We start from the raw sequence: 16,345 nt of genomic DNA, 5'->3' as shown, positions 1-16,345 counted from the left end.
TGAGGACGAGGCCGCATCACTGACGGCGGTGCCGTTGCCCGAGAGGGCAGCGACGCCGCCGTTGTGCTCTGCGGCCTTGTGCGTGTTGATGACCGGTGCGAACACCTCGCCGGGCCCGTCGCCGGAGACCCGTGGTCCGTCGTCGTCTGCGTCGACGTAGAGCCGCGTGCAGAGAGCTTGGTTGAGCATGCGACAGACGCGCTTGGCTAGTGCCCCGACAGGCTGTGACCGGCCTCGTGCCTCGCCTCGTCGAGGAGTTCGCCGAGGGCGGCCTGCGCAGTTGTGCTCCCGGACATACGCGTCACCTCCTCCAAGGACAGGGCGGCCAGCCTCTTATACGAGGCTGGCCGCCCTGTCTCGATTTCGGCACACCGATGCGGACTCAGGAGATGTTCACGCTCGTGGCTCGTCGTCGCGATCTTCGTTGCGGGACTGTCGAGGACGGGCGAGATCCTGAGCGATGGGCAGCAGGGCCCTCCTCAGCTACCTGTCGGTGGTCCGGCAGGCCGAGGCGCGGGCAGTGTCGGCGCCGCGGGGTAGGTCGCGCAGACAGCTTCGGGACGCTGCGTCCGCACGGAGGACACATGGTCGGCCGTGAGGCCCTGTGCGTAGATGTCCAGGGCGGCGAGAGTCGTGCCGGACGCGCCGTAGAGCATCCGCGAGCGGGGCAGCGTCAGCTCACTGGTGACGGTGCCGACGCGCTCACCGTCGAGATACAGCGTGACGGTCGAACCGTCGCTGGTGAGAGCGAAGTCGGCCCATTGCCCTGACCCGAGGCCACGACCAAAGCTCTGGGTCACACCGTTCCAGCGCACGGTGACGTCGGTCGGGCTCAGGGTGACCCGGTTCGTGGAGTCGACCTGGCCGAGCAGAGTCACCGTTCCGCTCACCTTGGCGGTGCCGGTGACCGACCAGGGGCCGGTCAGGTTGGAGGCCCCGAGCCAGTAGCCGCCGGAGTCGATGACCTTCACCTGGCCCTTGTCCGGGTCGGTGGCTGAGCGCGTCGAGACGAACAGCGGGGTCATCCCGCTGAGGTCGCACCGGTCGATGATTCCGCGTCGGTTGTTCGACGTGTGCGCGTCATAGGTGCCACGGGGGAACTCCGGATCCATGACGTATTGGTGGACCGGTCGGGCGTTCGTGGTGGCGTTGGGCTGCCGGACGCCCGTGTATCCCGGTGCGGTGCCGATGGTCTGCATGGTGGCCTCGTATGCCGCGTACTCCGTCTGGGTGCGCGGGCGGGTGTTCCACTGCCGGTCCGCGACCCGACCTCTCGGCGTGATCGACAGCGACTCGAGCCACTGGCCTTCAGCCCAGCCCAGGTCGTCACCCCAGACGTGCATGCCCCACCCGAGGATCTTCGGGTCGGTGGGTGTGGTCCACGTCTGGGCGATGCGCTGCTGGTTGGGGCGGCCTGAACGGGCCGGCACCAGGTAGAGGAAGCTGCCGTCAGCGACGATCTTGTCGTAGGGCTTCAGGTGGGCGGCGGTTCCACTGCCGGTCCAGTCCATGACGATGATGTCGGTGTCGAGCGGGATGTTGCGCGCCGACGCCTCGGAGCCGTTGTAGACCACCGAGGTGCGGCCCTTGGCTCGAACGTGGTCATTCACCTCATTGATGAACTCCATCTCGACATCGGCCGTCGTGGCGTACTTGCCGTTCGAGTTGGCCACGTAGTCCCGCAGAGCAGGGCAGCGGGTCATGTTCGGGGGCATCTCGTCACCACCGAGGTGGACCCATGGCGAGGAGAACCAGGGGAGGAACTCGTCGAGCATCTCCTGGGAGACCTTGAGGGCCTTCGGGTTCATGAGGTTGAACGTGAAGTCGTCGGTCAGGTGGCTGTAGCTGTAGCCCTGGCAGGTGTTCTGCGGAGTCGCGCCCGTGTCGCGCTCACCGAACCCCGGTTCGACCTCACGCGGACCGTCTGCCATGCCGACGTGGAAGTAGGCCGACTTGGGTGAGACGTGGGCCGGCAGCTCGAAACCTGGAACGAGGGTCACGTTGTTCTCCCGGGCGATCCGGTCGAGACTCTCGATGTCAGCCCGGTCGTAGCTGAAGCCTGGCTCGGCCAGCCCGGGGTACTTGGGGCTGTTGAGTCGGAAACCCTCGGCGTCATCGAAGTGAAGCACCAGGTAGTTCTGCTTGAGGTACCCCATCTGTCGGATGACGTCGGCCACGGCGCGAGGCTCCCAGTACTCACGGGACACGTCGATCGTGTTCATGCGCACGGTGGTGTTGGCGCGGTCAGTGAGGACCCCGGTGGGCAGGGTGCGTTGGTCGGCGCTCCCGACCAGCAGCTGGATCAGGCTGCGCGACCCGTAATAGATGCCACTGGCCGTGGGCGCGGTGAGCCGCACCGTCCGACCGATCTCCAGCCGGTACCCCTCGGGGCCGACCTCGGGTGCGAGAGCCGCATCGAGGGCCACCTGGATGCCGTTGCCGTTCGCACTGTTCGCTTGGGTGAGGGGCAAGCGGACACCCGTGCCGGCCTCGATGTCTCGAGCGGCATACCGTGCGACCTCGCGCAGCGGCCGGGTCGACACAATGGGGTCGGATTCCGTCGTCATGCCCGAGACGACCGTCCAGCGGTCGGCAGTGGCCGGATCGATCACGACCCTGGTCGTGTTCGCCAGGGTGAGCTTCCCCCCTGCGGGCTCCCAGTTCTGCGGAACCGGCAGCAGGGTCGTGCGTGGGTCGGCGACGTCGCTTCGGGCCCCCTCAGGCGTCGTCCGAACAGTAGGTTTCGCGCCTGCCTCACTGGCCATTGCGGGCGACACCAGCACCGAGCATGCCGTCAGGGCTGCGAGGCAGCCGGCGAGTCCCGATGCTCGCAACTTCGCCGACCCCTGGTGACGAGGGACGGCACGGCGACCAGATTTTGACATGATGCCTCCGTAACTGGTCTAGACCGGTCTAGAGTTGATGGAGTGTGGCCCGTGCGAGCGAGATGGTCAAGAGGGGGGAGCCGTGCAGGACGGGCCAGCGGGGACCAACGTGCAGGACTGACAAGAGGGGCCGGCGTGCGGGACTGACACACCGCCAAATGGCCGCTCCGGGACCGGCCGACGACCGAGGAACCGTGCCTCGCCGAGAAGCCGAGCGGACTCAAGTAGACCGAAATGGTGTCGTGGCCAGGGAGGCGCTTCGTCTCGAGGTGCCTCCCTGGCCCTCGCTATGAGCGAGCCGTGCGAGAAGTCCGGCCCGTTGCCCAGCGGGGACACGCCGGCTACCAGCGGTACACGTACTCGTATCCGTCGAATGTGGCGTACGTGCCGCTCAGCTTGGTGATGGTGACGGTGTGCGGGCCGTCGCCGAGCCGCGGCGACTCGTAGACGACGGCGTCGGCCACACGCGTGGGCGACGCGGTGTCCACGGTCACCGGATCCTGGTCGTCGATGGCGATGGCGACGGCGGCCTGGTCGCTGTTCTTCTCCCCGTGGATCCGCACCCGGTTGCCCGTGAAGGCGAAGCTCACGGTGGCGCCGTCCGTCCTGGTGAAGAGCAGGTCGTCCTGGAAGTCGCCGAGCCCGCGGGAGGCCGAGCGTGACCAGCCGGAGCTCGTCACGCTCGGGTCCGTCTCGTTGACCCGTGTCGTCTGCTGGGGGTGGGCGGGCACGCCTACCGAGATCGGCTGCGAGGCCAGGCTGTCCGGGACGACGACCTCGACGAACGTGCTGCCGATCCGGCGCCTGTCCAGCTCGGTGCGGCCGGCGTAGATCTTCGTCTGGTCCCGCAGCCCGGTCGCAGCGAGGAGCACGGTTCCGTCCGCCAGGCGCGGTGACTGGTAGCGCAGGACCCGCGGCCCGACCTTGGAGAGCGTCGAGTAGGCCGGCTCCAGCCCGGCCCCGGCGAGGATGGCCTCGGGGACGTCGTCGAGCGTGGGCGACGCGGGGATCGCGGTGTTGTTCTCGGCGGTGACGGCGAGCGCCGGCGGCGAGCAGGCGTAACGGCCGACGCGCTGGGCGAAGTAGTTGTCGATCGTCCAGAGGTATCCGGCGGGGGAGCAGCCGCCCTGCGAGGCGCCGGCGGTCCTGAAGGCTACGTTGGCGTCCCAGGTGATGAACTGGGAACCGGCGTCGTCGTAGTAGGTGTAGTTGGTGTCGGGCCGGTCGTTGAACGCGACGTTGCCGGACGCGACGAACCCGTTCGCCCGGGTCGCCTCGACGTCCAGCGTGCCGTCGGCGGCGTGGACGTACTCGGCCTGGTGTCCTTCGACGTAGATCGCTCCGCCGTCGCGCAGCTCCTGCATGTAGTCGTGGATCAGGTTGTCGCTGATCTCGTTGCGGGCGTTGACGTTCGGGTTGTTCGAGGGGTTGTCCGCGTCGGTCGCGTGTCCCTGGACGACCCCCGCGGTGATGCCCGTGTAGGGCGTGTCGTAGACCTGGTTGTGCACCATGCGCAGATCCCGGCCGAACAGAACCGTGATGCCGGGCGCCGCCTTGTAGTCCCGTCCCACCGCATGCACGACGTTGTTGGCGACCAGCGTGTCGGACACCGCCTCGTCACGGCCGATCCGGTCGCCCGCCACGGCTGCGGGATCGGGGGTGCAGTTCTGCTTGATGCCGTCGTGGGTGCTGGGGTCCCACGGCTGCGGGTCGTAGGTGCAACCGAGGAAGAGGCCCGTGCCGGAGGTGTCGGTGATGTGGTTGCCCTCGATCACGGTTCCGTGCGCGCCGTAGCGCACGCTCAGGCCGGCACCGCCGAGTGCTCGGAAGGTGTTGCCGACGAACCGGACATTCCGGCTCGCGGTGACGTCGACGTTGCCGAGCGGCTGGCTGAGCGCGCCGTACGGGCAGGTGCCGGCCGGGACCGTGACGGTGCACTTGCCCTGGTTCGGCGCACCGGTGATGTGCAGGTTGGACTGCACCTCGGCGAACCCCGTCACCGAGGGGCCGAGCCACGTGGCGTAGGAGAACTGCAGCCCCTCGAACGACAGGTCGTGCACGGGCTCGGCGAGCGTCCCGCTCACCGTGACCAGCCGCTCGAGGCGGGGCAATGTGATGTCGAGGTCATGGATGTCGACGCCCGGCTGCGGCGCGTAGTAGAGCCGGCCCGCGGCGGAGTCGAGGTACCACTCGCCGGCCGACAGGAGCGAGTAGTGGTTGGCGACGTACGTCGGCACCGTCGAGGTGCTCATGTTGGGCAGGCCGCCGCTCTCGATCGGGGCACGCGGCGGTCGCTTCGTCATCCCGTCCCAGCAGGTCTTGAGCATGGTGACCGTGGTGGCGGACTCGCCCGCCGTCACGGAGCTGAGCGGGCACCGCGACTGGGTCCACGGCCCGGTCTTTCCGGTGTAGACGAACTCGACCTGCCCGACCTCCTCGGGCCGGAGCGCGTCGAGCCATCGGCGCGACGTGGCGTCGGTGACGCGGTAGCCCGTGGAGGTGCCCGACCACGAGGTGGGGAAGCCGAGCTCGCGCGCGGTCGCCTGAGCGACCGGTGCCCACGCCCCGTCGACGTACAGCTGACGGGAGCGGCTCCCGACGGGGACGTCCGCGACCCAGATCCCGCGTGCGGCGTCGTACTGCGTCCAGCCCGTCAGGCTCGTGCCGCCCGAGATCACGACGGCGTCCGGATCCGCCGCGCGCCAGACCACCGGGTGTTCCGGGGTCCCGGAATCCCGCGCGCTGAAGCGCAGGGTCTGCGACAGGTCGTAGCGACCGGCGAGGAGCGTGACCGTGACGGCCGATCCCGAGCCGACCAGCTCGCGTGCCTTGAGCTGCGCCCCGGCCAGGTCGCACGGGGCCTCGCGCGTGCAGTCGGAGCCCTGCCCGTCCGGCGCGGCGACGAGCTGCGCGGCCGCCGCCTGCGCTGCGGGGGCACCGGTCAACACCAGCGCCGGCACCAGTAACACGGCCGCCAGGATCGGTGTGAGCTTCCTCGACCACTTCCGCACAGACATTGGATGTCTCCTAGCGCCTCGTCGCCTTGCTTGGTGCAGTCCAGTGACGTCGAGCTCGGGCGCCCATTGGAACATCCGATGATTGGCCTGGCTAGTCCTTGGGCTCGATACACCCTGGGAGGAACCTGAGACGACCGCCGAGAAGGGGATCACCGGCGCGCGATGCCGGGTGGCATCGGCGGACTCGGCCTGATCACGCCGACGGCGGCGTTCGCGTCGGCCGATACGCGGTCAAGTGGAAGGTGGGTGAGAGGGGCGACCGGGAGCAGTTCCTCGGCTCGCTCGACCTGCGATCGGCTCGGCCGTCCCGGGCACAGTGAAGCCCGCGGGCTGATCCTCGGCGAGGTGAAGGAGACGGATCCCATTCGTCATCTCGCTCAGCCGGGCCGGTGCGGAGCGACGCGGGCCAGGGCGACGCGGACGGCTTCAGGGGTTCGTTCGGGGCGTGGGACGAGCTCGTGCCCTTGGCCGGGTCGCGTGGTCGCGCCGGGTTCCTTCGGGTGGGCTTTCCGCTGCCCACGGGACCGGCAGCACCGACATCACATCTCTGCCTGTGCTTGCGGGCCCAGCTCGAGCTCGAACCACACCGTCTTGCCGATGCCGGCCGGGCGGTGTTCCGTACCCCAGTCGTCCGCCAGCGTCTCCACCAGTGCCAGGCCTCGGCCCGACTCGTCCTCCGGTGACGCCTCTCGGGGCGTGGGCAGCGTGTCGTTGGCGTCCGCGACCGAGATGCGCAGGCGGCCCTCGTCGCTCAGTACGCAGCGCGCCCGGATCTCCCGGCCCGGGGCCTTCGCGTGGCGGTAGGCGTTCGTCATCAGCTCGCTGAGCAGGAGCACCGCCGTCTCCGTCACCCCGTCGGGCAGCTTCCACGACGTCGCCTGTTCGAGCAGGAGCACCCGGGCCCGGCCCACGCTGCGCGCGTCGCGGGGGAAGCGGAACTCGATGTCCTGGGGGAGTGCGGTCGGTGAGCGGTGCGGCATCGGCATACGGGCTGGTTCCTTGCGTGTGATTCTCCGTCGTTCGGCGGGAAAATGCTGCTGGCCTGTGCCTAGCCTCGGAAGTAGCGGGTCGGGTACGCGGCGTGGCTGTACACGGTGCGGCGGCGGGAGGCGGGTGAGGGCGCGTGGCAACGGGGGACTCCCAGCAGGCGCAGCAGAACTGGCGTTACTGCGGTGGGCAGATCAAGTTGTGGCGGGAGGAGGCCCAGGTCACCCGGCAGGCCCTGGCCGACGAGGCCGGCTACGACTACGAGTACGTCAAGTCGATGGAGTGCGGGCGGCGTCGGCCGACCCTCAGGTTGTTGCAGGCCGCCGATCAACTCTGCCGGGCACGAGGCAAGTTGGTGGCTGCGCATGAGTTCCTGAAACCCGAGCCGTTTCCGCAGCGCACGCAGCAGTACGTGTCGTTGGAGGCCGAGGCCATCACAGTGCAGTGGTACGAACCGTTGTTGATTCCCGGTCTCTTGCAGGCTGAGGAGTACGCACGGCAGTTGATCGGCAACGACTGCCCTCCGCTGGACGAGGAGACCGTGGAGGAACGCGTAGCTGCCCGGCTCAAGCGGCAGGAGAAGTTGGTCAGCAAGCCGCTGGCGCACTTCACCTTCGTCATGCATGAGGCCGCTTTGAAGGCGGTGATCGGTGACAGGGCCGTGATGCGAAGGCAGCTTGAGCACCTGCTGGAAGTTGGCGGCCTACGCAATCTGACGCTCCAGGTACTGCCATTCGCGCTGGCCCCTACCGTGGCGCTCAGTGGAGCCCTCATTCTTGTGGAGACTGCCGAGCATGACGTGTACGCACATGTGGAAGGGCAGGAGACAGGGGCGCTGTACGCGGACGGAGCCAAGATCAGCGCACTCGCACAACGCTATGGCATGATCCGCTCGCAGGCGCTTAGCGTCGACGAGTCTGCCCGGTTCATCGAGAAGTTGGCGGAGGAGCTATGAGCGAGCAGCTGTCTTGGTTCAAGTCCAGCTACAGCGATTCCTCAGGCGGCGCCTGCGTCGAAGTCGCCACCTCCCCCCACACCATCCACGTCCGTGACTCCAAGCTCGGCGTCGACGGCCCGCGCTTCGCGGTGGACGTCGACGCCTGGTCAGCCTTTCTGGCGTACGCCGCCCACTGAGCTCGCGCCAGCGAGCGAGATCAGCAGCGCGACCGCCGCCGCCGTCACCGGGACCGCGTAACCCGACGTCGCCGACACGTGTTCGACCATCCAGCCGCCGGTCGCGCTGCCGCAGGCGATCCCGCCGAGCAGGCCGGTCACCGCGAGGGTCATGCCCTCGTTGAGCCGGCTCTCGGGGGAACGCTGCTGGACCAGGGTCATGTTCGTGACCATGGTGGGCGCCGTCGCCGTACCGGCGACGAGGAGCGCGCCGCAGAGCGCGAGCAGGGAGCCGGTCAGGGCGGCCAGCAGCGGCAGTGTCATGAGCGCCGTCATCGCCGCCACGCACCACGGCAGTCGCCTCCCGGCCGGCCCCGCCGGCCGCAGCACCCCGTACACCAGCCCGGCCACGCACGAGCCGGCCGCCTGGAGGCCGAGCGCCACGCCCGCCACCGACCGGTGCCCCTGCGAGTCCGCGAACGCCACGGTGACGACCTCCAGCGCGCCGAACACCGCGCCCATGGCGAGGCACACGGCGAGTTGGGCCGGCATACCGGGGGCGCGCAGAGGCGCCCGCGCGGGAGTGCGGGGCCTCGGCGGCGGCTCGGTCGAGCGCTGGGCGGCGAACAGGAGGATGCCGGTGAGCAGCAGTACGGCACCGGCCAGCGTGCCCGCCTCCGGGAAGAACGTCCCGCAGAGGAAGGCCGCGAGGACCGGGCCGAGCATGAAGCACAGCTCGTCCGCGGCCTGTTCGAAGGAGTTCGCGGTGTGCAGGGCCTCGGGGGCGGACCGCAGCAGGTGTGCCCAGCGGGCGCGGGACATCCCACCGGTGTTGGGAGTGGTCGCGGTGGCCGCGTACGCGGCGAACAGGGTCCAGTCGGGAGCGTCGTAGCGCACGCACAGCAGGAGAGCCAGGCTGCCCAGGACCGCGCAGACGGTGGCGGGTACGGCGATCCGGGCCTGTCCGTACCGGTCCACCAGCCGGGCGATCCAGGGGGCGGTCACCGCGGTCGCCGCGAGGCCGGTTGCGGTGACGGCGCCGGCCAGCGCGTACGAGCCGCGCGCACCGGCGATCATGACGACCGCGCTCACACCGAACATGCCCATCGGCAGCCGGGCCATCAGGTTCCCGGCGGTGAAGGCGCGGGTGCCGGGGAGGGTGAACAGGCGGCGGTAGGGGGCGAGAAGGGAGGCGTGGCCTTCCGCGGCGGCCGGGGCCGGGGCCTGGGTGGCGGCCGAGGTGGCGGCCGGGGCCGGGGCCTGGGTGGCGGCCGAGGTGGCGGCCGGGACGGGGGTTTTCGGCATGCCGTCACCGTCACCCCTGCGCTGACCTGCGGTCCAACACCTGATCGGGTGCGATTGACGCACCCGCGTTGTAAGTTCGGCCGGTGCCTGCCGAACCCGGACCGCCGTCCCTCTCCGCCGAGGGGATCGCCCCCCGCCTACTGCGCGCCTTCGTCGCCGTCGCCGAGGAAATGCACTTCACGCGCGCCGCCGCGCGGCTGTACGTCGCGCAGCAGGCCGTCAGCCGGGACATCCGACGGCTGGAGCGGGAGTTGGGCGCCGTGTTGTTCGTACGGACCACCCGGCAGGTCACGCTGACCGCCGAGGGCACCCGGCTGTTGCCGTACGCCCGCCGGGTGCTTCAGGCCCAGCGCGCGCTGCTCGACGCCTTCGGCCGGGGCGGACCGGAGCGGCCGCTGCTCGTCGACGTCAACAGCCCGGGCCTGTTCGGGGAGCGGGTGCTGGACCGGGCGCGGTCCCGTGTCCCGCATCTGGAACTGATGACCCGCTTCGAGAGCGGCCTGACCGGTGCCGCCGCCGAGATCCTGGCCGGCCGGCTCGACGCGTCGTTCGGACGGTTCGCCGGGCTCGACCCCGTGGTCCGGCAGGGACTGCTGCACCAGCCCGTCCGGTTCGAAAGGATGGCCGTCATCCTGCCCGAGGGGCACCGGCTCGCACACCTGGAGAAGGTGCCGCTCGACGCCCTGGCGGGGGAGACCGTGTACGCGGGCGCGGGCAATCCCCGCACGCTGGAGTGGACCGACCTCGCGCGCGACCTGTTCGAGGGGCGCGGCATCGGCATCGCACCGCCCGCTCCGCTCGCGGTCGGCGTGGCCGAGTTCCGGCGGATCATGGCCAAGCACCGGAACCCGATCCTCGCCGTGGTCGACTTTCCGGCGATGCCCCAGACGGTTCTGCGGCCTCTTGTGGAACCCGTTCCGCTGTCGCCGGTGTCGCTGGTGTGGCGAAAAGGGCTGGTTCATTCAGGATTGGAGGCGCTCAGGCGTTCTGCCGCCGAACTGGCGTGCGAGGAGGGATGGTTGCGCAGACCCATGGAGGGATGGATTCCGGCCATGGACGCGGTCGTGATGGGTGCACACATCTGAGTCCGATCTCCATGGCATGGCCACATGCGATACATTCGGGGACCCGGGTGCACTGTGATAAGGGGGGCGCTCGGGCCGGGTGGGGGTCCTGTCCCGACGACAGTACGTAGGCCCGGATTCGTAAGCCCACCTGGAAGTCATGCCCCTGGGGGGGAAGCACGTGCGCGTCGACAAATGGCCAAATCACGCCCAACCGGGGGGATCCGGACCCCTGTCCGGAGGCGGCCGCGAGACGGCCGGGGCCGTGGACCCGGGTGAGTCGCTCATATCCGGTGATGTCCTCGGCACGGAACCGGAATCAGGCCATCCCTCCGGAGCGGCGCCGGAACCCGGTGGCCGGGGCGTGTGGCCGGAGGCCACCGGGCGGACGGCGGCCTGGCCGAAGTCCGGTCCGGGCGGTGCGCCAAGACACCCGCAGGGAGCCGGCGAGAGCCGGGGCCCGGGTCCGGCGGCGGGCTCCTGGTTCGACAAGGGCCGCCCCGCCGAACCGGCGGCCGCGGCGGAGACGCGGGTGCTGCCCGGGCCGGGGCCAATGGCGGACTCCTGGACGACGGCCGACCCGGCGGCCGCCGCTGAGACGCAGATGTTGCCCGCATCGGCAGCCGCCGCTGAGACGGCGATGTTGCCCGCATCGGCAGCCGCCGCTGAGACGCAGATGCTCCCCGGACCCGCGGCGGCGGCGGAGACTCAGGTGCTGCCCGGAGTGGCGAACGCCGCGGCACCCGGGGCGCCGGCAGGCGCGGGTACGGATCCGTTCGGCCCCGCCTATAGCGGCCCCGCGGGCACCGGCCAGGCCGGTACCGGTCCGCTGCGGGTGCAGGTCGAGGACCCGTGGGAGACCCACGACCCGCACGAGGTCACCGTGCAGCTCGACGCCGTGAGCCTGCGGCCGGGTGGCACCCTCGGGTCGGCCGGCCCCGCCGGCAAGGAGGCCGACCGGCCCGTCTTCGTCGACGAGTCCGGCCGCCGCAGTCGGCGCTTCCGCCGGCTCGGCATGGTCATCGGCCTCGCCTGCGCGGTCTACGCGGTCGTCATCGTCGTCACCCTGATGTCCGGCAACGCGGCCGCCCCGTGGGTGCCGGTCCGGGACCCGGCCTCCGACGAGCAGCCGGCGGGCAAGGTCAGGGAGTCCCCGCGGCAGTCGGGCACCAGCCCGTCCGCGGACACCAGCGGCCTGCCCGAGGCCACCACCGACCCCTCCGCCCCCACCGTCCCGAGCGCCGGCGTGACCCCGCCCGCGGGATCCACCGCCATACCGGGAGCCCCGGCCGCGCCCGGCGGGACGCCCGCAGCGTCGAGCCACCCCGCTCCCTCCGTGACCAGCACGAAGAAGGCCACCCCGGACCGCAGCGTGCCGCCCGCCACCGGGGGCAACGGCTCCTCCCCGGGCACCAACCCGTCGCCCGACCCGGCCGTGAGCGAACCCGGCCAGGGCCCGGACCCGTCGCCGCCCGGCAACTCCGGCGGCAGTGGCGTCACCACCAATGCCGGGGGAGCCGCCACGGCGAACCCCGTCGCCACCACCGGCCCGGCCGCCGACCGGCCCGGCGTCACACCCGACCACTCTCCGGAGAACGTCCTCTGATGGCCTCCCGTTCCAACCGTCGCCGCTCCACCAGAGGCGACGGGCGATCCCAGCGTGCCCCGGCACACGTCAATCTGCGACGCCGCAGGCTGCCCATGCGCTGGGTGCTCCCCGTCATGCTGCTGCTCGCCATGACCGCGATGCTGATGCTGCGCGGCTATGTGCACAGCGAGATCCTCGCCGACTACCGCATCAGGCCCGAGGCCGCCATCGACAAGGTGCCGGAGGAGATCCTCGAGGGCGGCCCGGTCCTCGACACCCGCAGCGGCAAGACCGCCAGCCTGAGCGTGCCCAGGCACCGGCTCGTCCTCACCTTCGACGACGGTCCCGACCCCACGTGGACCCCCAAGGTGCTCGACGTGCTCAAGAAGCACGACGCGCACGCGGTGTTCTTCATCACCGGCACCATGGCCTCGCAGTACCCGGACCTGGTCAAGCGCATCGTGCGCGAGGGACACGAGATCGGGCTGCACACCTTCAACCACCCCGACCTGTCCTACAAGTCCCCCGGCGGCATCGACTGGCAGCTGTCCCAGAACCAGATGGCCCTGGAGGGCGCCGCCGGCATCCGCACGTCGCTGTTCCGGCCGCCGTACTCGTCCTTCGCCGACGCGATGGACAACGCGTCCTGGCCGGTCGTCGAGTACATCGGCTCCCGCGGCTACCTCACGGTCCTCAACAACACCGACAGTGAGGACTGGCAGAAGCCGGGTGTCGACGAGATCATCCGCAGGGCCACCCCGAAGCACGGCGACGGCGCCATCGTCCTGATGCACGACTCCGGTGGTGACCGGCACCAGACCGTCGAGGCGCTCGACAGGTTCCTGCCCGACCTCCAGGCCAAGGGCTACAAGTTCCAGAACCTCACCGAGGCCCTCGGCGCACCCAGCGCGCACACCCCCGTCACCGGCGTCGAGCTGTGGAAGGGCCGGGCCTGGATCTTCCTGGTCCAGGCCTCGGACGAACTCACCGGCGTGCTGGTCGTCGGCCTCGCCGTCATCGGCTCCCTCGTCCTGGTCCGCTTCGGCCTGATGTTGCTGCTCTCCGGGGCGCACGCCCGACGGGTGCGCAAGAAGAACTTCCGCTGGGGCCCGGACGCGCCGATCACACAGCCGGTGTCGGTCCTCGTCCCGGCGTACAACGAAGCCAAGTGCATCGAGAACACGGTGCGTTCACTCGTCGCGAGCGACCACCCGATCGAGGTGCTCGTCATCGACGACGGCTCCAACGACGGCACCGCGCGCATCGTCGAGAACCTGAACCTGCCGGGCGTGCGGGTCGTCCGGCAGCTCAACGCGGGCAAACCTGCCGCCCTCAACCGGGGCCTGGCCAACGCCCGTCACGACATCATCGTGATGATGGACGGCGACACCGTGTTCGAGCCGTCCACCGTCCGCGAGCTGGTGCAGCCCTTCGCCGACCCGAGGGTCGGCGCGGTCGCCGGCAACGCCAAGGTCGGCAACAAGGACTCGCTCATCGGGGCCTGGCAGCACATCGAGTACGTGATGGGCTTCAACCTCGACCGCCGGATGTACGACATCCTCGGCTGCATGCCGACCATCCCCGGAGCCGTCGGCGCCTTCCGGCGCGGTGCGCTGGAGCGGGTCGGCGGCATGAGCGAGGACACGCTCGCCGAGGACACCGACGTCACCATGGCACTGCACCGCGACGGCTGGCGGGTGGTGTACGCGGAGAACGCCCGCGCCTGGACCGAGGCCCCGGAGTCCGTGCAGCAGCTGTGGTCCCAGCGCTACCGCTGGTCGTACGGCACCATGCAGGCGATCTGGAAGCACCGTCGGGCCGTTGTGGAGCGGGGCCCCTCGGGCCGCTTCGGCCGCGTCGGACTGCCGTTCGTCTCCCTGTTCATGGTGGTGGCCCCGCTGCTGGCCCCGCTGATCGACGTCTTCCTGCTGTACGGGCTCGTGTTCGGCCCCACGCAGAAGACCGTCGGCGCCTGGCTCGGCGTACTGGCGGTGCAGGCCTTCTGCGCCGCGTACGCCTTCCGGCTGGACCGCGAGCGGATGAGTCACCTCGTCTCGCTGCCGCTCCAGCAGATCCTCTATCGGCAACTGATGTACGTCGTCCTGCTCCGGTCCTGGATGACGGCGCTCACCGGCGGTCGGCTGCGCTGGCAGAAACTGCGGCGTACCGGCGTGGTGGAGGCGCCGGGTTCGATCCCGCAACAGCGGGCGGCGGGCAACGGCAGTGAACGGAGGCCCGTCGGATGACGGCACACGAGTACGGGACGGCGGACGGCACACCGCCGCCGGGCATACCGGGGACGCCCCCGGGCTCCCGGCCGGGACCGGACCCCGTCCACGGCTCCACGGCACCCGCCGGCTCGGCGCCGGCCCCGGGGAACTGGCCGTACGGGGACGCGACGGGAACGACGGCCGGCACCTCGGGCGGGTACCCGGCCGGGACCACGGCCGGGTGGCCGTACGACGGCGCGGGCGAGGTGAGGATCCCCGCCCAGAAGACGGCGGACGCCGTGAACGGAGCGGCCCCGGCGGACACCACCGGCGCGACCGACACGACCGGCGGGCCGGACACGGCCGGCGCGGAGAAGAAGCCGGCGGGCCCCGGCCGTGACCGCTATCTGGACCTGCTGCGCTCCATCGCCCTGGTGCGTGTGGTGGTGTACCACCTCTTCGGCTGGGCCTGGCTGTCGGTCCTCTTCCCGTCCATGGGCGTGATGTTCGCGCTGGCGGGCTCGCTCATGGCGCGCTCGCTCAACCGTCCCGCCCTGTCCGTGATCAAGGGCAGGGTGCGCAGGCTGCTGCCCCCGCTGTGGGTGTTCAGCGCGCTGGTGCTCGGCATCCTGTTCGTGCAGGGCTGGAGTCCGGCGAAGGACCCGGACGGCGGGGGTGCCTTCTGGGGCCCGGTCAGCGTGTTCAACTACCTGGTGCCGATCGGCGCCCCGCCGTACCCCTGGGACATCGGCTCCGAGTCCGGGCTGCTGGAGAGCAGCTGGGCGGACCAGGCGGCGGGCCCGCTGTGGTATCTGCGGGCCTACCTGTGGTTCGTGCTCGCCTCCCCGCTGCTGCTGTGGGCGTTCCGCCGGGTGCCGTGGGTGACCCTGTTGTTCCCGCTGGCGCTCACCGCCGTGGTCGGCACCGGGCTGGTCACCATCCCCGGCGAGACCGGCAACGCGGTCCAGGACTTCGCCGTGTACGGCAGCTGCTGGGTGCTCGGCTTTGCCCACAACAACGGCATGCTGAAGCAGATCCCGCGCTACGCGGCGGTGTCCGGCGCGGCCGCGTTGATGGCGTTCGGCCTGTGGTGGGCGTCCGGCCACCTCGGTTCCGAGGGCTGGGACCTGAACAACATCCCGCTCGCGCAGGCGACCTGGTCGTTCGGCATCGTGGTGATCCTGTTGCAGTACTCCCCGTCGTGGCAGACGCTGCCGGGCCGGCTGGCCAAGTGGGACAAGCTCATCACCCTCTCCAACAACCGAGCGGTGACGATCTACCTCTGGCACAACCTGCTCATCATGGCGACGGTGCCGATCCTCGACCTGGCCTACGACCTGCCCTTCATGCAGAGCGACACGGCTTCCTCGTGGCTGGACTCGACGGGGTTCTTCTGGCAGTTCGTGCTCGTCTGGCCGCTGATCGGCCTGGCCATACTCGCCGTCGGCTGGATCGAGGACCTGGCGGCGCAGCGCAAGCCCCGGCTGTGGCCGAACGGGGCGAAGAAGAAGCAGGCGGCCAGGGCCCATTGAGCCGGGTGCCCCGCGTCCATCGGGCGCGGGGCACCGAAGTCCTCTGGTGGTGCGCTGAGTTGGAGTTCTGCCGGGCTCTGGCCAACGCGCGTAGACGGGCGCATCATGGGGGTGCTTTGTGCGCACAACCCTCGCACTGAAATTGTCATGCATGCGTCACAGCGGGCATGCACGCTCATTCACGCGCGTCATTCGGCGACAAAGGGAGACGGCACGATGGCTTGCGGATCGACCAGCCTGTGGGCTGGTGAAACGAGTTGGTTCTGTTGCGGATCCGCGTGGGGTCCGTGCGGCAGCGCAGGCGGAGGCGCCTGCGGCAACTGCCAGTCCAGCAAGAACCACGGCGCCTGGCCCAACGCGTCACAGGCATGCTGGGACATCACCCGGCCCGACCTGTGCGGCGAGAACATCCCCAGACGCGGCTGCGGTGCGGTGATGAACGTCAGACACCAGTGCTCCGGCGCCACCGTCTGCATCACGATCACCGACTGCGGACCGCGTACCAAGTCCTGGTGCGGTGAGGCCACCTGCTGCAACGGCGCCTGCCGCACCAACCGCGTCCTCGACCTGACCCCGGCCGCCTTCTCGGCCATCGGCAGCCTGAGCTCCGGCAAGCTGCCGGTCTACATCTACGAGTGAGGAGG

At 70.3% G+C, this 16,345-nt stretch carries 11 protein-coding genes; 7 read left to right on the top strand and 4 right to left on the bottom strand.

Annotated features, from left to right (window positions below):
* Positions 1-479: 479 nt before the first annotated feature.
* The 3 genes from ACFY4A_RS11340 to ACFY4A_RS11330 all read right to left on the bottom strand — a co-directional run bounded on the left by ACFY4A_RS11340 (position 480) and on the right by ACFY4A_RS11330 (position 6,888).
* Complete coding sequence (locus tag ACFY4A_RS11340; protein WP_390829162.1) at positions 480-2,765, bottom strand: family 20 glycosylhydrolase; 2,286 nt, start codon at positions 2,763-2,765, stop codon at positions 480-482.
* Positions 2,766-3,226: 461 nt separating this feature from the next.
* A complete protein-coding gene (locus tag ACFY4A_RS11335; protein WP_390829161.1) occupies positions 3,227-5,902 on the bottom strand; it encodes a hypothetical protein in 2,676 nt (891 codons plus the stop codon).
* Between the two features lie 539 nt (positions 5,903-6,441).
* Positions 6,442-6,888, bottom strand: a complete 447-nt coding sequence (locus ACFY4A_RS11330; RefSeq protein ID WP_390829160.1) for an ATP-binding protein — start codon at positions 6,886-6,888, stop codon at positions 6,442-6,444.
* A gap of 137 nt (positions 6,889-7,025) precedes the next feature.
* Here ACFY4A_RS11330 and ACFY4A_RS11325 point away from each other — a divergent pair, with 137 nt between their 5' ends.
* Positions 7,026-7,844: a helix-turn-helix domain-containing protein gene (locus tag ACFY4A_RS11325; protein WP_390829159.1), complete on the top strand. Its 819-nt coding sequence runs from the start codon at positions 7,026-7,028 to the stop codon at positions 7,842-7,844.
* Positions 7,841-8,023 (top strand): DUF397 domain-containing protein, encoded by a 183-nt coding sequence (locus ACFY4A_RS11320; RefSeq protein ID WP_390829158.1) that lies wholly within the window; start codon positions 7,841-7,843, stop codon positions 8,021-8,023. Before ACFY4A_RS11325 ends, ACFY4A_RS11320 begins: the two co-directional genes overlap by 4 nt.
* On the opposite strand, the gene ACFY4A_RS11315 is transcribed toward ACFY4A_RS11320, so the two are convergent.
* Entirely contained in the window at positions 7,994-9,307 is a 1,314-nt protein-coding gene (locus tag ACFY4A_RS11315; protein WP_390829157.1) for an MFS transporter, read from the bottom strand. The genes ACFY4A_RS11320 and ACFY4A_RS11315 overlap by 30 nt on opposite strands.
* A gap of 83 nt (positions 9,308-9,390) precedes the next feature.
* On the opposite strand from ACFY4A_RS11315, the gene ACFY4A_RS11310 reads away from it, so the two are divergent.
* The 5 genes from ACFY4A_RS11310 (at position 9,391) to ACFY4A_RS11290 (ending at position 16,340) form a co-directional block, all read left to right on the top strand.
* The gene (locus ACFY4A_RS11310) at positions 9,391-10,392 is read left to right on the top strand and encodes a LysR family transcriptional regulator (protein WP_390829156.1); all 1,002 of its coding nucleotides are present in this window, start codon (positions 9,391-9,393) and stop codon (positions 10,390-10,392) included.
* A 655-nt stretch (positions 10,393-11,047) separates the two neighbouring features.
* Positions 11,048-11,977: a hypothetical protein gene (locus ACFY4A_RS11305; RefSeq protein WP_390829155.1), complete on the top strand. Its 930-nt coding sequence runs from the start codon at positions 11,048-11,050 to the stop codon at positions 11,975-11,977.
* On the top strand, positions 11,977-14,205 hold the full coding sequence (locus ACFY4A_RS11300) for a glycosyltransferase (RefSeq protein ID WP_390829153.1): 2,229 nt from the start codon (positions 11,977-11,979) through the stop codon (positions 14,203-14,205). The genes ACFY4A_RS11305 and ACFY4A_RS11300 overlap by 1 nt, the downstream gene beginning before the upstream one ends.
* Positions 14,202-15,701 (top strand): acyltransferase, encoded by a 1,500-nt coding sequence (locus ACFY4A_RS11295; RefSeq protein ID WP_390829152.1) that lies wholly within the window; start codon positions 14,202-14,204, stop codon positions 15,699-15,701. Before ACFY4A_RS11300 ends, ACFY4A_RS11295 begins: the two co-directional genes overlap by 4 nt.
* A 435-nt stretch (positions 15,702-16,136) precedes the next feature.
* The gene (locus tag ACFY4A_RS11290; RefSeq protein ID WP_345033584.1) at positions 16,137-16,340 is read left to right on the top strand and encodes an RlpA-like double-psi beta-barrel domain-containing protein; all 204 of its coding nucleotides are present in this window, start codon (positions 16,137-16,139) and stop codon (positions 16,338-16,340) included.
* Positions 16,341-16,345 lie beyond the last annotated feature (5 nt).

This window comes from Streptomyces sp. NPDC001292 (genome assembly GCF_042896465.1).
Lineage (GTDB): Bacteria > Actinomycetota > Actinomycetes > Streptomycetales > Streptomycetaceae > Streptomyces.
This window is presented reverse-complemented; position numbering and strand designations above follow the sequence as displayed.